We start from the raw sequence: 17,081 nt of genomic DNA, 5'->3' as shown, positions 1-17,081 counted from the left end.
GATAACCACGCTACATCATAGGGGGATTGGTTGGTCACAAGCAGCAAAGTCAAACGGCCCCCTGCGCGCGAAAAAGCCCCGCGTGAAAGCGGGGCTTTCTGCTGTTATTCTTCGCCGTCTTCGTCATCCTGTTCGGCGATCCAGGCGACCGAGACAACCTCTTCGCCCTTGCCGGTGTTGAACACCTTGACGCCACCGGCGCTGCGCGAGCGGAAGGAAATACCCTCCACTGGCACACGGATCGACTGACCCTTAGAGGTGGCCAGCATGATCTGGTCGCCCATCTCGACGGGGAAAGACGCCACCAGCGCGCCTCCGCGCATGGCCTTGTCCATGGCAGCCACGCCCTGACCGCCGCGCCCGCGCACGGGGTAATCATGCGAAGACGACAGTTTCCCGGCCCCGCCCGAGGTGATGGTCAGGATCAGGTTCTCGGCGGCAGACATCTCGGAATAAAGCTCGGTCGAGAAATTGGGATCCTCGGCGACCTCTTCATCGCTGGTGTCGGCATCCTCGTCTGTCAGCCCCGCCATGGCGCGGCGCATCTTGAGATAGGCCGTGCGCTGTTCCGGCGTGTAGGTGGAGTGGCGGATGATCGACATCGACACGACCTCGTCATCGCCGTTCAGCTTGATGCCCCGCACCCCGACCGACGACCGCGAGTTGAACACACGCACCTCGGTGGTGGGGAAGCGGATCGCGCGGCCCGAATTGGTGACCAGCATCACGTCATCGTCTTCCGAGCAGATACGCGCATTGATCAGCTTGGTGTCAGCGTGATCATCCTCGAATTTCATCGCGATCTTGCCGTTGGCCTTGACGTTGGTGAAATCCGACAGGCGGTTGCGCCGCACTGTCCCTGCCGAAGTGGCAAAGACGACCTGTAAATCGTTCCAGTCCTTCTCGGGCACGTCCACCGGCATGATGGCGGCGACGGACACACCGGTTGGGATCGGCAGGATATTAACGATCGCCTTGCCCTTGGCTGTACGTCCACCCAGCGGCAGACGCCAGGTCTTGAGCTTGTAGGCCATGCCGTCGGTGGTAAAGAACAACAGCTGCGTGTGGGTATTGGCCACGAAGAGGGTGGTGACCACGTCCTCTTCCTTGGTCTGCATCCCCGACAACCCCTTGCCACCGCGTTTCTGGGCGCGGAAATCGGCCAGCGGCGTGCGCTTGATATAGCCGCCCGAGGTCACGGTGACGACCATGTCCTCGCGTTCGATCAGGTCCTCGTCCTCCATGTCGCCGGACCAGTCGACGATCTCGGTGCGGCGCGGCACGGCAAACTGATCGCGGACTTCGCGCAGCTCGTCCGAGATCAGCCCCATGATGCGTTCGCGTGACCCCAGAATTTCCAGGTATTCCTTGATCTTACCTGCCAGTTCTTCAAGTTCGTCCGTGACTTCCTTGACCCCGATCTGGGTCAGGCGTTGCAGCCGCAGTTCAAGGATGGCGCGGGCTTGCGTTTCCGACAGGTTATAGGTGCCGTCGTCGTTCACCGGATGCAGCGGATCGTCGATCAGCTTGAGGTATTCGACAATCTCGCCGGCGGGCCAGCGGCGCGTCATCAGCTTTTCGCGGGCTTCGGCAGCATCGGCCGAGGCGCGGATCGTGGCGACAACCTCGTCCACGTTGGACACGGCCACGGCCAGACCACAAAGAATATGGCTGCGTTCACGAGCCTTGCGCAGGTCATAGGCCGTGCGGCGCGCCACAACTTCTTCCCGGAAGTCTATGAAAGATGTAAGGAATTTCCGAAGGGTCAGTTGTTCGGGACGGCCACCGTTCAGAGCCAGCATGTTACACCCGAACGAGGTCTGCATCGGGGTGAAGCGGAACAACTGGTTCAGCACCACGTCCGGCGTCGCGTCGCGTTTCAGTTCGACGACGACCCGCACACCGTTGCGGTCGGATTCGTCCTGCACATGGGCGACGCCTTCGATCTTTTTCTCGCGGACCTGTTCGGCGATCTTCTCGATCATCGACGCCTTGTTCACCTGATAGGGGATCTCGTCGATGACGATGGCATAGCGGTCTTTGCGAATTTCCTCGACGCGGGTCTTGGCGCGGATGATGACGCTGCCGCGCCCCTCAAGATAGGCTTTGCGCGCGCCGGAACGGCCCAGCATGATACCGCCAGTGGGGAAATCAGGGCCGGGCACATAGTCGATCAACTGTTCGCTGGTGAGGTCCGGTTCTTCGATCAGGGCCAGCGTCGCATCGACCACTTCCCCAAGGTTATGCGGCGGAATGTTGGTCGCCATGCCGACCGCGATGCCGCCCGCACCATTGACCAGCATGTTCGGGAACCGCGCCGGCAGCACCGTGGGTTCTTTGTCCTTGCCGTCATAGTTGTCCTGGAAATCGACCGTGTCTTTTTCGATATCGGCCAGCACATAGGCCGCCGGTTTGTCCATGCGCACCTCGGTATAGCGCATGGCGGCGGGGTTATCGCCGTCCATCGAACCAAAGTTGCCTTGACCGTCCAGCAAGGGCAGCGACATCGAGAAATCCTGCGCCATCCGCACCAGCGCGTCATAGATCGCGCTGTCGCCATGCGGGTGGTATTTACCCATGACGTCACCAACCGGGCGGGCCGACTTGCGATAGGGCTTGTCATGGCCGTTTCCGGTCTCGTGCATGGCGTAAAGAATGCGCCGGTGGACAGGTTTCAGACCGTCGCGCAGGTCGGGAATGGCCCGGCTGACGATGACGCTCATCGCATAGTCGAGATACGAATTGCGCATCTCTTCCTCGATGCTGATCGAGGGGCCGCTATGCACCATGTATTCGCGCGCGGATTCTTCTTCGTTTTCAGGGGTTTCCGGGGTATCGCTCACGTAGTGGCTCGCTTCTGTCTGGCGGTCTTCATTTTGTTGTCATGTTTATATCAGCCACACCATGTTGGGGCAATGGCTGAAAGGGAGATAAGCGGTCCGGCGCGGGCACGCCGCGTGTGACGTGACGTTTCCGCTGGCGGCGGTGCAAAGCGCGTTACGCTGCCCAAAACGCGGGAGGACAACATGAAACGGATTTTGGTCGATCAGAACGACATCACACAGGTTGCGGTGGACGAGGTGCCATCAGAGCCGCTGGCCGACGGCCAGGCGCGGTTGCGGATTGCGCGCTTTGCGCTGACCGCGAACAACGTCACCTATGCGGCGACGGGGTTCGTAATCGGCTATTGGCATTTCTTTCCGTCCGGCATCACGGGACAAGGCATCGTGCCGGTCTGGGGCTTTGCCGAGGTGGTCGAGACCCGCTCGGACCTTGTGACGGTGGGCGAGCGGTTATACGGCTTCTACCCTCTGGCGGAGGAATTGGTCATTGCTCCCACCAAGGAAGGCGAAGCCGTGATTCTGGACGCCGCACCGCATCGTGCCAAGCTGCCGCCGGTCTATAACCGTTATGTGCGCAGCGCGCCCAAATCCGCGACGCAGGAAGGGTTGCAATCGCTTTTGCAGCCGCTTCTGGCGACGTCCTACCTTTTGTCAGACTGGCTGCAGGACAACAGTTTTTTCGATGCAGAACAGGTGGTTGTCGGCAGCGCCTCATCAAAAACGGGGCTGGGTCTGTGCAAGTTCCTGGCCGAACTGTCCCCGCGCCCCGTGCGGGTCGTGGGCCTGACGTCGTCGGGCAACAAGCCCTTTGTTGCGGCCGAGGCGGGCTGTGACGCTGTGATGAGCTATGACGACATCGAGACGCTGGAAAAATGTCCGTCTGTCTATGTGGACATGGCAGGCAATGCCGAGGTCAAGGCACGGCTGCACAGCCATCTGGGCGACCAATTGCGCCATTCCAGCGCCGTCGGCACCAGCCACTGGGATCAGTTCCAGCCCAAGCAAAAGCTGGCCGGCCCCAAGCCGCAGTTCTTCTTCGCCCCCAGCCAGATCGAAAAGCGCCGCGCCGACTGGGGCCCGGGTGAGATCGAGCGCCGGATTTCGGCGGCGTGGAAACGGATCGCGGCAGATGCGGAAAGCTGGCTGACCTTGCGCGAACATGCGGGGCTTGAGGCGGCGGTACCCGTCTATACTGCGCTGGCCAAAGGGCAGGCGGCGCCGGGCGACGGGCATGTCGTCGTGATCTAGGCCGAGCAGGAGGCCCCCCCCAGAACGCAGAACTTGGCGCAATGGGGGTGGTTCAGATGTACCGGGCGTTCGGCCTCTTCCAGTGTCTGGCCAAGGTCGAATTCCCGTTCGTAGGGCAGCAGGGTACAGGCGATCACCGAAGGGGCCTCTGCGCCCTTGTGTTTGACCACCATGCGGGATGACGCGCACATCACGTCATCAGGCGATTTGCCAAGAATGCCCCAGCAGGCCGTGGTGATCTCGGGCACCTCGACGGTTTCGTCCATTTCTGGAAACAGAACCGTCTCTGCGGGGTTCGTGGCGTCGATGTCGAAGCGGTGCGCCGCAAACAGCGCCGCATAGCCCGCGCGCGCCTCTGTCTCGGTCTCGCCCCAGACGGTGCGGCCCGCGACGGTCATGCGGATCCCGTGGTCGCGCAGCCATGCCATCCCGTCCAGCGTCCGCGCAAAGCTGCCGGCCCCGCGTTCCCTGTCATGCTGTGCCGCGTCCCAGTGATCGACCGAGATCCGCAAGGTCAGCTTGTCGCCATACTCTTCGTGCAGGTCCAGCAGGCCCGCCCGCACCCGTTTGCGCATCATCGGCTGCATGGCGTTGGTCAGGATCAATACCTCGTACCCCCGCGCCAGCGCGCGCCGCGCCATCTCGATCATCTCGGGGTTCATAAAGGGTTCGCCGCCGGTGAACCCGATCTCGCGCACGCCCCAGTTGCGGGCTTCAAGCTGGTCCAGATAGGTGCTGACCTCATCCGCAGTCAGATAGACCAACGCGTCATTGGTGGGCGAACTGAGGATATAGCAGTTCTCGCATTCGATATTGCAGAGCGTGCCGGTGTTGAACCAGAGCGTTTCAGGGTGGCTGAGCGCCACTTCGGCGCGCGTTTCGCCTTTGGCCGTGACAAAAGGATCCTGAAACTTGCCGAGATTGGCTTGCGGGGTCACGTGGTCTTTCATCTGGTCTTTCCTGTGGTCTGGCCGCGGTCCGGCCCGTTTTCCTGCACGCTAACCTACCCGCGTGTTTCGTAAAACCGCCATTCCGTCCGACTGACACGGTTGTGATACACGGTTGTGATGAAGACGGGGGATGTTACAGTCATCGCAACGAAGGCTTTCGGCCCTGATTGGGGGCGCGGATCACAAGAAAAGGGGCGGAACGACCATGGAGTCCCGCGAAAACCCGGTAGACCCGTTCGATCTGGTGGTGTTTGGCGGCACCGGTGATCTTGCACAGCGCAAGATTCTGCCGGCGATGTTCAAACGCTTTTGTGCGGGGCAGATGCCCGGTGAGTCGCGGCTGATCGGGGCGGCGCGACGCGAATTGTCGTCGGAAAGCTATCGCGTGCTTGTGGGCGAGGCGCTCGCGGCCCACCTTCCGGCACGCCCGGATGGCGACACTTTGGCGGCGTTTCTGGCGCGCATCGACTATGTGCAGATTGACGGGCGCGGCGATACCGGCTGGCAGGATCTGGCGGCGCTGCTGTGCCCCGACCGGATTCGCGCGTTCTATTTCTCGGTCGGGCCATCGCTGTTTGGCGATCTGGCGCAACGCATCCGCGCCGAGGGGCTCGCCGATGACCAGAGCCGGATCGTGGTTGAAAAACCCTTCGGGCATGATCTCGACACCGCCCAGAGGCTGAACGCCGACCTGGACCGCCAGTTCATGGAATGCCAGATTTACCGGATCGACCATTATCTCGGCAAGGAAACCGTGCAGAACCTGATGGCGGTGCGCTTTGGCAACATGCTGTTCGAGCCGCTGTGGAACTCGCAATATATCGACCACATCCAGATTACGGTGGCCGAAACCGTGGGTGTGGCGGGGCGCGGCGACTATTACCAGAACGCTGGCGCGATGCGCGACATGATGCAGAACCACATGATGCAGCTTCTGTGCCTCATCGCGATGGAACCACCCGCCAAGTTCGACCCCGACGCGGTGCGTGATGAAAAGCTGAAAGTTATCCGCGCGCTGGATCCGGTCGAGCCGCACCACATCATCCGGGGCCAGTATACCGCCGCCGAAGGCGTGCCCAGCTTCCGCGAAGACGTGGACAATCCTCGCTCCAAAACCGAGAGTTTCATTGCCTTGCGCTGTCACCTGAGCAACTGGCGGTGGGCGGGCACTCCGTTTTACCTGCGCACGGGCAAGCGGCTCAAGACCCGCAGTTCACAGATCACGGTGGTATTCAAGGATGCGCCGCATTCGATCTTTGGGCGCGAATCTGGGCGTCATAACAACGAGTTGACGATCCAACTTCAACCGGACGAGGGGATCACGCTGGACGTGACCATCAAGGAGCCGGGCGCGGGCGGGATGAAATTGATCGACGTGCCGCTGGATATGAGTTTCGCCGAGGCGCTTGGCCCCGAGGCGGATGGGCCGGATGCCTATGAACGGCTGATCATGGACGTGATCCGTGGCAACCAGACCCTGTTCATGCGTAACGACGAGGTCGAGGCCGCCTGGGCCTGGACCGATCCGATCATCAAGGGCTGGGAATTGCGGGGCGATGTGCCGAAACCTTATGATTCCTTTACCAACGGGCCGGACGATTCGTCCCAGTTGTTGCGCCGGGACGGACGTGAGTGGCGGGGGATAAAACGTTGAATATCATAGACTATCCCGACGCAGACATGATGGCGATCGACGTTGCCGCCAAAATTGCAGGCGAGTTGACCGAGGCGCTACATCTTGGTGAACGGGTGCTGTTCGCTGTGCCGGGCGGCACCACGCCGGGGCCTTTGTTCGATGATCTTTGCGGGGTGGATCTTGACTGGTCGCGGGTGGACGTGGTGCCCACCGATGAACGATGGGTGCCCGAGGATCATCCACGTTCCAATGCCCGCCTTATCAAAGAGCGTTTGTTGGTGAACCGGGCCGCCAAGGCGCGCTTTTTGCCGTTGTTTACGCCCGCCCATGCCCCGACCGAGGTTTTGCCGGAACTGGAATCGATGATCGCGCCGGAATTGCCGATTGCCGTTGCCCTTCTGGGTATGGGGGCGGATATGCACACGGCCTCGCTGTTTCCCGGCGCAGCTGAACTGGAGGCGGCGCTGGATCCGCATGCGCCGATCCTTGTGCCGGTCACGCAGCCGGGCACCGGAGAGCAGCGTATTTCCGTGTCGGCGCGTGTGCTGGACGAGGCGCTGTCCAAACACATCCTGATCACTGGGGCTGCCAAGCGTGACGCCCTTAGGGAAGCGACGAATTTGCCAGTTGCGCAGGCGCCGGTCCGAGCCGTATTAACGGGCGCGACAATCCATTGGGCGGAATGAATTTTATGTGGACTGAATTAGAGGCTTTGGCCGTCGAAACGCGCAGGCGCGACATGGCGGGTCTGTTTCGAGATGAAGCCCGGGCCGAGACATTTTCTCTGACGCATGACGGTCTTCTGTTCGACTTTTCCAAGACCCAGATCGATGGCCCGATCCGCAGGGCGCTGCTTGATCTTGCGCGCCAATCCGGCGTCGAAGACAAGCGCGCCGCGATGTTCCGGGGCGACAAGATCAACGAAACCGAGGGCCGGGCGGTACTGCACACGGCCAGCCGTGCCCTGGTGAGCGCACCCACGGCATCAGAGATTCAGGTCGACGGACAGGACGTCATGGCGCAGGGCCGCGAGACCTATGCCCGCATGGTGGCCTTTTGCAGCGACGTGCGTTCGGGCAACTGGCCCGAAGCGGGGCCCAAGGTCACCGATGTGGTGAATATCGGCATTGGCGGGTCCGATCTGGGGCCGGTGATGGCCTACCGGGCACTGGCGCCTTATGTCGACGGGCCGCGCTGCCATTTCGTGTCCAACGTGGACGGGGCCGATATCCATGACACGCTGAAAGGGCTTGATCCCGAAACGACGCTGGTCATCGTCTCGTCCAAAAGCTTTGGCACGCAGGAAACCCTGATGAATGCCCGCACCGCGCTACGCTGGATGCAGGCGGGCAGCGACAGCGCGATGGACCGGTTTGTGGCGATCTCGACCTCACGTGAACGGACCGAGGCCTTTGGCATCGCCCCGGAACGCGTGTTCGGCTTTGGCAGCTGGATCGGCGGGCGCTATTCCGTCTGGAGCCCGATCGGCCTGTCGCTGATGCTGGCCATTGGCCCCGATAATGCGGCCGAATTCCTGCGTGGCGGACATGCCATGGATCGGCATTTCACAGATGCGCCGCTGGACCGGAACATGCCGGTGCTGCTGGCGCTGGTGGGGCTGTGGCACCAGAAGTTCTGCGGCTATGCCACCCGCGCCGTAGTACCTTATGAACACCGCCTGTCGCGCCTTCCGGCGTATTTACAGCAGCTGGAAATGGAATCGAACGGCAAGAGCGTCGCGCTTGACGGCAGCCCGCTGGCCCATGGCGGCGGCCCCGTGGTCTGGGGCGAGCCTGGCACCAACGGGCAGCACGCATTTTTCCAGCTGATCCACCAGGGCAGCGACGTGGTGCCGGTGGAATTCCTTGTCGGGGCCAACGGACACGAACCCGAGCTGCGCGACCATCACGAGGCGCTCTTGGCGAACTGCCTCGCGCAATCCGAGGCGCTGCTCAAAGGGCGCACCTTTGAAGAGGCCCGCAACCAGTTGATCGCGCAGGGAAAACAGGGAGATAACCTGGATGCTCTCGCGCGCCATCGCGTGTTTCCGGGCAACCGCCCCTCGACCACGCTGGTCTATGAAAAACTGACGCCCTATGTGCTGGGCCAGATCATTGCGCTCTATGAACACCGCGTGTTTGTCGAGGGCGTGATCCTCGGACTGAACAGCTTTGATCAATGGGGCGTGGAACTTGGCAAGGAACTGGCCGACGGTCTGGTGCCCGCGATTGCCAAGGGACAGGCGCCCAAAGGTGCGAACGGATCGACAAAGATGCTGCTGGCGCATCTGGTCGGGCTGGCAAACTCGCAAGGCTGATCTGGAGCGGGTAACGGGAATCGAACCCGTAACTTAAGCTTGGGAAGCTCGCGTGATACCTTTTCACCATACCCGCGCCTGAGACCTGACCTATTGAAACTGTGGGGGGAGGTCAAGCGGGCGACGACGGGAAATTCTTCCAGAAGAATTTCCCGCGTCAAATTTTCAGAAAATTGCTGATTACCCGCGTCTGCGGCGTCTGCGGCGGCCGCCCTCGGCGCCATCCTCGCCGGTGCCCGCGTTGAAATCGCCGGTGGGCAGGGTGACGATGCTGTTCAACTCGGGGAACGGATCGGTCGCGTGCGGAATGGCGTTGGCGTTGACGAAATGTTCCTGGAAGCGGGGTTCGATCGCGGTCTCGACCTTGGTGATCTGGCGCACGACGCGTTCGATCTCGCGGCGGGCGGCAAGGTTTGACAGGGCGATGCGCGCGCCAGTGCCCGCCGCGTTGCCCGCCGAGGTGACCTTGTCCAGCGGGGCGTCGGGGATCATGCCCAGCACCATCGCGTGCTTGGTCGAGATATGCGCCCCGAAGGCCCCGGCCAGCACCACGCGGTCCACGGTGTCGACCTGCATTTCATCCATCAACAGCCGCGCGCCGGCATAGAGCGCCGATTTGGCAAGCTGGATCGCGCGGATATCGCCCTGGGTGACGGTGATGCGCGGGCCGCCCTCGGCGCTGCCGTCATAGATCACATAGGCGTGGGTACGTCCCTCGGCGACACAGCGGTCGGTGCCGGTCTGGGCTGCGGATCCGATCAGGCCCTTGGCGTCCAGAAGCCCAGCGATCCGCATCTCTGCCACGGCTTCGATGATACCAGACCCGCAGATGCCGGTGATGCCGGTGGTGGCGACGGCTGCTTCAAACCCGTCTTCGTCGGACCAGATGTCCGACCCGATTACGCGGAAGCGGGGTTCCTTGGTCTTGGGGTTGATCTCGATCCGTTCGATGGCGCCTGGGGCGGCACGCTGGCCGCTGGAAATCTGCGCGCCCTCAAAGGCGGGGCCAGTGGGCGAGGAACAGGCCAGAACCCGTTCCTTGTTGCCCAGCAGGATTTCCGCATTGGTACCCACATCGACGATCAGGACCAGATCGTCGGATTTGCCCGGCTCTTCCGACAGCGCCACGGCGGCGGCATCCGCCCCCACATGGCCTGCGATACAGGGCAGGATATAAACCTGTGCGTTTTCATTCATGACCGTAAGGTCAAGGTCACGCGCCGCCAGCGACAGCGATTCCGAGGTGGCCAGCGCAAACGGCGCCTGTCCCAGTTCAACGGGGTCGATACCCAACAGCAGGTGGTGCATGACCGGGTTGCAGACAAAGACGGTTTCCAGAATTTGGAAAGGACGAATGCCGGCCTCGGTCGCGATGGCCTCGGTCAGCCCGTTGATGGCATTCCGGACCGCATTGGTCATCTCCTGATCCCCGCCGGGGTTCATCATCGCGTAAGAGACGCGGCTCATCAGGTCTTCGCCAAAGCGGATCTGCGGGTTCATCACACCGGAAGAGGCCGCGACCTCGCCATTGCGCAGGTCACAGAGATGCGCGGCGATGGTGGTCGAACCAAGGTCGATGGCAAGGCCATAGATCCGGTCTTCGGTCATGCCGGGCCAGATTTCGAGCACCTTGTGCACGCTGTCCTTGTGCGATTTGTGCAGGGCGACCGTGACCGCCCATTTGCCCTTGCGCAGTACGGTTTGCAGGCGTGACAGGATCGACAGGTCAGCAGTGATGCCCTCGATCTGCCATTGCTCGCGCAGGGCGCGTTCGAGCCGTTCCAGATCGCCGGTCGGTTCGTGCATGTCGGGTTCCTGCACCTCGACATAATAAAGATGCGTGGCGGGATCCATGGTGATGGTGCGGGCCGAGGCGGCCTTGCGCACCACCTGCCGATGGACCTGCGATTCCGGCGGCACGTCGATCACGATGTCGCCCTGCACCGTCGCCTGACAGCCCAGACGCCGCCCGTCAATCAGGCCGCGCTTGTCCTTGTAGCGCTGTTCGACCGCGTTCCATTCCGAGATCGCGCCCTCCTGCACCGTAACGCCATGCTTGGGGAATTCCCCGAACGAGGGCGTGATCTGGCATTTCGAGCAGATGCCCCGCCCGCCGCAGACCGAGTCGAGGTCCACGCCAAGTTGGCGGGCGGCGGTTAGGATGGGCGTGCCGGCGGGGAAATGCCCGCGTTTGCCGGACGGGGTAAAGATGACGAGGGGATCGCTGCTCATGGTGGAGGCCCTGTTTCAGTGTTCGCGCGTGTGTGAGGATATGTGACCTGTGCGCAAGGGAAAGGCAAGGAGCGGCATGGAAAGGTAAAAGCGCGGCATTTGGAGGAAAAAGTTTCGGGGTATGGGGGGCAGGGGCGCTGCCCCTCTTGGCCCCGGGCGGGGCCAATTCACCCCGGAGTATTTTCACGAAGGTGAAGCAGGGGTTTTGGCGGCGACAGCGCTTTGTGCATTTAGGGGGTTTAACGTTTCTGCCGCACATGCGATATGGACGCGCCAAACGAGGTTCCCCCAGGAGATGTGTGATGGAGATTCGTGAGGCGCTCACTTTCGATGATGTACTATTGGTTCCGGCGGCGTCTGACGTTCTGCCCACGACGGCGGATACGCGCACGCGCGTGACGCGCAGCATCGCGATGAACATCCCCCTTTTGTCGAGCGCAATGGACACCGTGACCGAGGCCCGCATGGCGATTGCCATGGCGCAGGCTGGCGGCATGGGGGTGATCCACAAGAACCTGGATGTCGAGGCGCAGGCCCGCGAGGTGCGGCGCGTGAAACGGTTTGAATCGGGGATCGTTTACAACCCCGTCACCCTGCGCCGGGACCAGACAATTGCCGATGCCAAGGCGCTGATCGAACGGTACAATTTCACGGGCTTTCCGGTGGTGGACGCCGAAGGCCGTGTCGAGGGCATCGTGACCAACCGGGACATGCGGTTTGCGACCTCGGATGATACGCCGGTGAGCGTGGTGATGACCGCCGACAACCTTGCCGTGCTGCAGGAACCCGCCGACCTTGAGGAAGCCAAGAGCATGATGCGGGCGCGGCGGATCGAAAAGTTGCTGGTGACCGATGGCAAGGGCAAGTTGACTGGCCTTCTGACGTTGAAAGACACCGAACAGGCCGTGCTCAACCCTACCGCCTGCAAGGACGATCTGGGGCGGTTGCGGGTCGCGGCGGCCTCGTCCGTGGGCGACAGCGGCTTTGCCCGCTCCGAGGCTCTGGTAGATGCGGGTGTGGATATCGTGGTTGTTGATACGGCGCATGGTCATTCCGCCGGCGTGATCGAGGCGGTCCAGCGGATCAAGGCCCAGTCGAACGCGGTGCAGGTGATCGCGGGCAATGTCGCCACGGCGGATGCCACGCGGGCGCTGATCGACGCGGGCGCTGATGCGGTCAAGGTGGGGATCGGGCCGGGCTCGATCTGTACCACGCGGATGGTGGCGGGTGTGGGTGTGCCGCAGTTGACCGCGATCAGCGATTGTGCCGGAGCCGCCGGGGACACGCCGGTGATCGCCGACGGGGGCATCAAGTTCTCGGGCGATTTCGCCAAGGCCATTGCGGCGGGTGCGTCCTGTGCCATGGTCGGCTCGATGATTGCGGGCACGGATGAAAGCCCGGGCGAGGTGATCCTGTACCAGGGCCGCAGCTTCAAGAGCTATCGCGGCATGGGCAGCCTTGGCGCGATGGCGCGGGGGTCTGCCGACCGCTATTTCCAGAAAGATGCCGCCAGTGACAAGCTGGTGCCGGAAGGGATCGAGGGGCAGGTGCCCTATAAAGGCTCGGCCGGGGCGGTCATTCACCAGCTGGTGGGCGGTCTGCGTGCAGCCATGGGCTATACCGGCAACGCTACGGTCGAGGATATGCGCCGGAACTGCCAGTTCGTGAAGATCACCGGCGCGGGTCTTAAGGAAAGTCACGTGCATGACGTCCAGATCACGCGTGAAAGCCCGAATTACCGGATCGGCTAGGTGACACCGGCGGCGCGCGTCCAGACGGCGATCGAGATTCTCGATCAGGTATTCGACGGGGCCCCGGCGGAAAAGGCCCTGACGGGATGGGCGCGCCGGTCGCGGTTTGCCGGATCCAAGGACCGCGCGGCGGTGCGTGATCATGTCTATGATGCCCTGCGGCGGCGCGCCAGCGCGGCGCGGATGGGGGGCGGCCTGACCGGTCGGGCGGTGATGGCGGGCCTGTTGGTGCAGGATGGCGCCGAGCTTGAGGCGCTGTTCACCGGCGCGGCTTATGCGCCCTCTCGGCTGAGCGAGGCCGAGTTGGCCGCATTGGCGGCGGCGGCCCCGGCGGATGCGGTCGAGGATATTCCGGAATGGATGCGGCCGGCGTTTGACCGCACCCTCGGGGCAGACCTGCCGCGGGTGGCCGAGGCGATGCGCCAGCGCGCGCCCGTGTTCCTGCGGGTCAACTTGCGAAAAGGAACACGTGCGGCAGCGCAAGCTCAACTAAAAGGTGAAGGTGTGCAGACGGAGGCGCACGACCTGAGCGACACCGCGCTCGAGGTTGTCGAGGGCGCGCGGCGCGTGGCGGGAAGCGCGGCTTATCGCAACGGGTTGGTGGAGCTGCAAGATGTTTCCAGCCAAGCCGCAGTGCAGGCCCTGCCACTGACCGAAGGGCAGCGCGTGCTGGATTTCTGCGCCGGGGGCGGGGGCAAGGTGTTGGCCATGGCCGGACGCTGCGCCGCGCGGTATTATGCCCATGACGCCCACGCGCAGAGGATGCGGGACCTGCCCGAGCGTGCGCGACGGGCTGGCGTGGATATCAAGGTAGCATCCCTGAAAGACTTGGAAAAAGGCTATCCTTTTGATCTCGTGTTTTGCGATGTTCCCTGTTCGGGCAGCGGTACTTGGCGTCGGACGCCGGATGCAAAATGGCGGTTTGACGCGTCGGATCTGGCAGATCTGCAGCGTATCCAGAGCGACATTCTGCGACAGGCTGCGGGGTTGGTTGCCCCGGGCGGCACGCTGGCTTATGCAACCTGTTCTTTGTTTGCCGAGGAAAACGGCGCGCAGATTGAAAGCTTTCTTTCCGAGTTTTCCGGCTGGCATTTGACGTTTCAGAACCAGTGGACCATGCAGGCCGGATCAGATGGGTTTTTCCTTGCTTGTTTGACGCGCCGCGCAAACTGAATTATCAACTTTAAGTAGAGTAGCGACAGTGCGGCCCTTCAGGGTTTCTTAAGGTTTCTGTCTTTTGCTGCCGCAAAGCCGCCTAAGGAGGAGCCTTGTTTGTCCGAAATATCCGTGCCTGAGACCTCACATACCGGCCTGCCTGCGCGCGCGATCACCGTGGGGGTGACCCTTTTGATCCTATGCCTTGGGCTGGGTATGGCGTGGTGGATGGCGGAGATACGTCCGGTGTCCCCATTTCTTGCCTTGGCGGCGGGGGGCGTGGTGACTGCGGCGCTTTGGGGGGGGATCCGGGCCGTCTATGGCCGTCTTCTGGGCCTGCTTGGCGACCTGTCAGATGCGGGCGTGCAGGTCTGGGTGACAAACGGGCAGGGGCGGAAGTTGGGATCGGGGCCGGATCCGGGCCAGTTTTCCCTTGCATTTGATGCGCGCGACACAACGCAGATACTTTCCGAAGCGCGGGCCGGGGTATCGGCTCTTCGAACGGGACTGGGCCCCGAGGCACGGCAGTGTTTGCAGGTCGTATCTGTGGGGTTAGGTCTTTTTTTGTGGCGGTTGCAGACCGTGATGCCTGTTTCGGAAGATCGGTCAGAGACCGGTTTGGATCATCTTCCCCATTTCGTGCTCGCACGAGATGGGTCGCCGATTTATTTGAACGCTGCCGCGCGTCGCCTGTTCGGATCACATCCGCCCACGATTCCCGAAACGGAACCGCCCGGCGCGCCCGTCTTTATCGAAACCGCGGCGCGCCCGGTTCAGTGCCTTGTGTCGCGCGTCGCCTTGCCTGAGGGGCGCAAGGCGGTGTTTCTGGTGCCGCTTGATCCCGGTCAAAGTGACCGCGAGGCGATCGGGTTCGAGGATCTGCCCGTGGCCCTGTTAAAGGTCGCGCGCGCGGGGCAGGTGCTGGGCGCGAACAAGGCCGCGCGTGCCATGCTTGCGAACGAGACGGTCGAGGGACTGCAACTGCACGACCTGATGGAGGGGCTGGGGCGGTCGATCAATGACTGGCTGGCCGAGGCGGCCTCTGGGCTTGGCGACAGCCATACCGAATTTCTCGTCCTCAGACGTGCAGACCGAGAGGTGTTTGTGCAGGTCTCGCTGACGCGGGTGATTGACGACGAAGGGGTCGCGCTGATGGCGGTCCTGACCGATGCAACCGAGTTGAAGTCGCTTGAGGCGCAATTCGTGCAAAGCCAAAAAATGCAGGCCATTGGTCAGTTGGCGGGCGGGGTTGCGCATGATTTCAATAATCTTTTGACCGCAATAACAGGGCATTGCGACCTTTTGTTAATGCGTCACGATCCGTCAGATCAGGATTATGCCGATCTTGTGCAGATAAATCAGAACGCCAACCGCGCGGCCGCGCTGGTGGGGCAGTTGCTGGCGTTTTCGCGCAAGCAGAATCTACGGCCCGAGGTGCTTGACCTGCGCAACACGCTGGCGGACCTGACCCATCTTCTCAACCGTCTGGTTGGGGAACGGATCCGGCTGACGCTTTGCCATGATCCCGACCTGCGATCCGTTCGGGCGGACAAGCGGCAACTGGAACAGGTGCTGATGAACCTTGTCGTAAACGCCCGCGATGCGATGCCGGACGGGGGCGAGATTGTCATTGAAACCGAAAGCATGACTTATGCGGATCCGGTGCGGCGCGACCGTGCGACCGTGCCCGCGGGCGACTATGTCTGCGTGCGGGTCAAGGACCAGGGCACCGGCATTGCACCTGACAAACTGCAGAAAGTGTTCGAGCCTTTTTACACCACCAAGCGCACGGGCGAGGGCACGGGGTTGGGCCTGTCGACGGCCTATGGCATCGTCAAACAGACCGGCGGCTATATCTTTGTCGACAGCACGCCGGGCGCGGGCACGGTGTTCTCGCTCTTGTTTCCGGTTCACGAGGTATATGAGGCCGCGGCGCCGCCCGTGCCCGAATTGCCCGAGCATCCCGTCCGCCACGTCGACGGGGGCGTCTTGCTCTTGGTCGAGGACGAGGCACCGGTGCGGTCCTTTGCGTGCCGGGCGCTGCGCCTCAAGGGGCTGACGGTGCTTGAAGCTGCGTCGGGGGAAGAGGCGCTCGAGATTCTTGAGGATCCCGCGCTGGGGGTGGATCTGTTCGTGTCGGATGTGGTCATGCCCGGGCTGGACGGGCCGGGATGGGTCACGCAGGCGCTTCAGTCGCGCCCAGACGTGCCGGTGGTATTCATGTCAGGCTATGCCGAAGACAGTTTTTCGGACCGGCAGGCCGAGATCCCGCACACGGCCTTTTTGCAAAAACCGTTTTCGTTGAACGATCTGACCCAGACGGTACAGACCATGCTGCAAGAGGTTCAGGAAAGAGAGTCGTAAAGTTCAAACTCGGCGCTGCATTTGCGTCTCAACTTGGCCTCGGTCCGGGCGGACAGGTCCAGCGGGTGCTGTTCCGACACGTTGCGCCGGGGCAGGTCGATCTTTGTGGCAAGGCGGTCTTCCAGAAAACCGATCAGTGCGGGTTGGTCCTCGTAACGGAACAGGTGATTCACCCGCGTGCCATTGGGGCGGGGTTCGAGAAACTTGGCCTGGCTGCCAACATTGGCAAAGGCGGGCTGGTCGCCGCGCGTGTAGGCATCGACAAAATCATCAAAGTTCATCCCGCGGGTGGACCGGTTGGTCCCGACCAGAAAATCCCGCTGGCGATACCGGTACCAACTGCCCAGCCAACTGATCGGTTCCCGCATCACGGCAAGGGTTTCCATGTTCTCTTCATTGCAGGCTTTTTCGAACATGGGCCGGAAAAACCGATTATAACGATAGACCGGCGCGTGTTTCAGTTCGGGCGGGTTGGAGACCACAATTGACGCAAGCGGCGCAAGGGCGGCCTCGATCGCGGTCGTGCCTGTCTTGGGAACCGACAGGAAGACCAGCTTTTCTTTCCAGAAAACAAGCATTTAATCG

General features: G+C 62.2%; 11 protein-coding genes and 1 tRNA gene. 7 read left to right on the top strand and 5 right to left on the bottom strand.

Annotated features, from left to right (window positions below; genetic code table 11):
• Positions 1-104: 104 nt before the first annotated feature.
• Positions 105-2,843 (bottom strand): DNA gyrase subunit A, encoded by a 2,739-nt coding sequence (gyrA, locus tag WNE31_RS03770; RefSeq protein WP_349978366.1) that lies wholly within the window; start codon positions 2,841-2,843, stop codon positions 105-107.
• 183 nt (positions 2,844-3,026) lie between these two features.
• On the opposite strand from gyrA, the gene WNE31_RS03765 reads away from it, so the two are divergent.
• A complete protein-coding gene (locus tag WNE31_RS03765) occupies positions 3,027-4,091 on the top strand; it encodes a DUF2855 family protein (RefSeq protein WP_349978365.1) in 1,065 nt (354 codons plus the stop codon).
• Here the strand turns inward: WNE31_RS03765 and WNE31_RS03760 are convergent.
• Positions 4,088-5,041: a radical SAM protein gene (locus WNE31_RS03760; RefSeq protein WP_349978364.1), complete on the bottom strand. Its 954-nt coding sequence runs from the start codon at positions 5,039-5,041 to the stop codon at positions 4,088-4,090. The genes WNE31_RS03765 and WNE31_RS03760 overlap by 4 nt on opposite strands.
• 205 nt (positions 5,042-5,246) lie before the next feature.
• On the opposite strand from WNE31_RS03760, the gene zwf reads away from it, so the two are divergent.
• From zwf to pgi, 3 genes are read left to right on the top strand one after another with little or no spacing between them, the layout of a single operon-like run.
• Positions 5,247-6,695, top strand: coding sequence for a glucose-6-phosphate dehydrogenase (zwf, locus tag WNE31_RS03755; RefSeq protein WP_349978363.1), 1,449 nt, complete (start codon positions 5,247-5,249; stop codon positions 6,693-6,695).
• Positions 6,692-7,363, top strand: a complete 672-nt coding sequence (gene pgl, locus WNE31_RS03750) for a 6-phosphogluconolactonase (RefSeq protein WP_349978362.1) — start codon at positions 6,692-6,694, stop codon at positions 7,361-7,363. Before zwf ends, pgl begins: the two co-directional genes overlap by 4 nt.
• Positions 7,360-8,994, top strand: a complete 1,635-nt coding sequence (gene pgi, locus WNE31_RS03745) for a glucose-6-phosphate isomerase (protein ID WP_463407414.1) — start codon at positions 7,360-7,362, stop codon at positions 8,992-8,994. The genes pgl and pgi overlap by 4 nt, the downstream gene beginning before the upstream one ends.
• Before the next feature lie 2 nt (positions 8,995-8,996).
• Here the strand turns inward: pgi and WNE31_RS03740 are convergent.
• Both WNE31_RS03740 and WNE31_RS03735 read right to left on the bottom strand, forming a co-directional pair.
• A tRNA-Gly gene (locus tag WNE31_RS03740) sits at positions 8,997-9,070 on the bottom strand.
• Positions 9,071-9,174: 104 nt separating this feature from the next.
• Complete coding sequence (locus tag WNE31_RS03735; protein ID WP_349978360.1) at positions 9,175-11,226, bottom strand: ASKHA domain-containing protein; 2,052 nt, start codon at positions 11,224-11,226, stop codon at positions 9,175-9,177.
• A gap of 302 nt (positions 11,227-11,528) precedes the next feature.
• Between WNE31_RS03735 and guaB the strand changes: the two genes are divergently transcribed.
• The 3 genes from guaB to WNE31_RS03720 all read left to right on the top strand — a co-directional run bounded on the left by guaB (position 11,529) and on the right by WNE31_RS03720 (position 16,496).
• Positions 11,529-12,977: an IMP dehydrogenase gene (gene guaB, locus WNE31_RS03730; RefSeq protein WP_349978359.1), complete on the top strand. Its 1,449-nt coding sequence runs from the start codon at positions 11,529-11,531 to the stop codon at positions 12,975-12,977.
• Positions 12,978-14,150, top strand: a complete 1,173-nt coding sequence (locus WNE31_RS03725) for an RsmB/NOP family class I SAM-dependent RNA methyltransferase (protein WP_349978358.1) — start codon at positions 12,978-12,980, stop codon at positions 14,148-14,150. It begins immediately after the preceding gene.
• A gap of 114 nt (positions 14,151-14,264) precedes the next feature.
• On the top strand, positions 14,265-16,496 hold the full coding sequence (locus tag WNE31_RS03720) for a hybrid sensor histidine kinase/response regulator (RefSeq protein WP_349978357.1): 2,232 nt from the start codon (positions 14,265-14,267) through the stop codon (positions 16,494-16,496).
• On the opposite strand, the gene WNE31_RS03715 is transcribed toward WNE31_RS03720, so the two are convergent.
• Entirely contained in the window at positions 16,478-17,074 is a 597-nt protein-coding gene (locus WNE31_RS03715) for a gamma-glutamyl kinase (RefSeq protein WP_349978356.1), read from the bottom strand. The genes WNE31_RS03720 and WNE31_RS03715 overlap by 19 nt on opposite strands.
• Positions 17,075-17,081: the final 7 nt, after the last annotated feature.

The sequence above is a fragment of the Shimia fortis genome (assembly GCF_040225985.1).
Taxonomy (GTDB): domain Bacteria; phylum Pseudomonadota; class Alphaproteobacteria; order Rhodobacterales; family Rhodobacteraceae; genus Shimia.
Note: the sequence above shows the minus strand (reverse complement) of the source record. Positions and strands in the feature narration are given on the sequence as shown.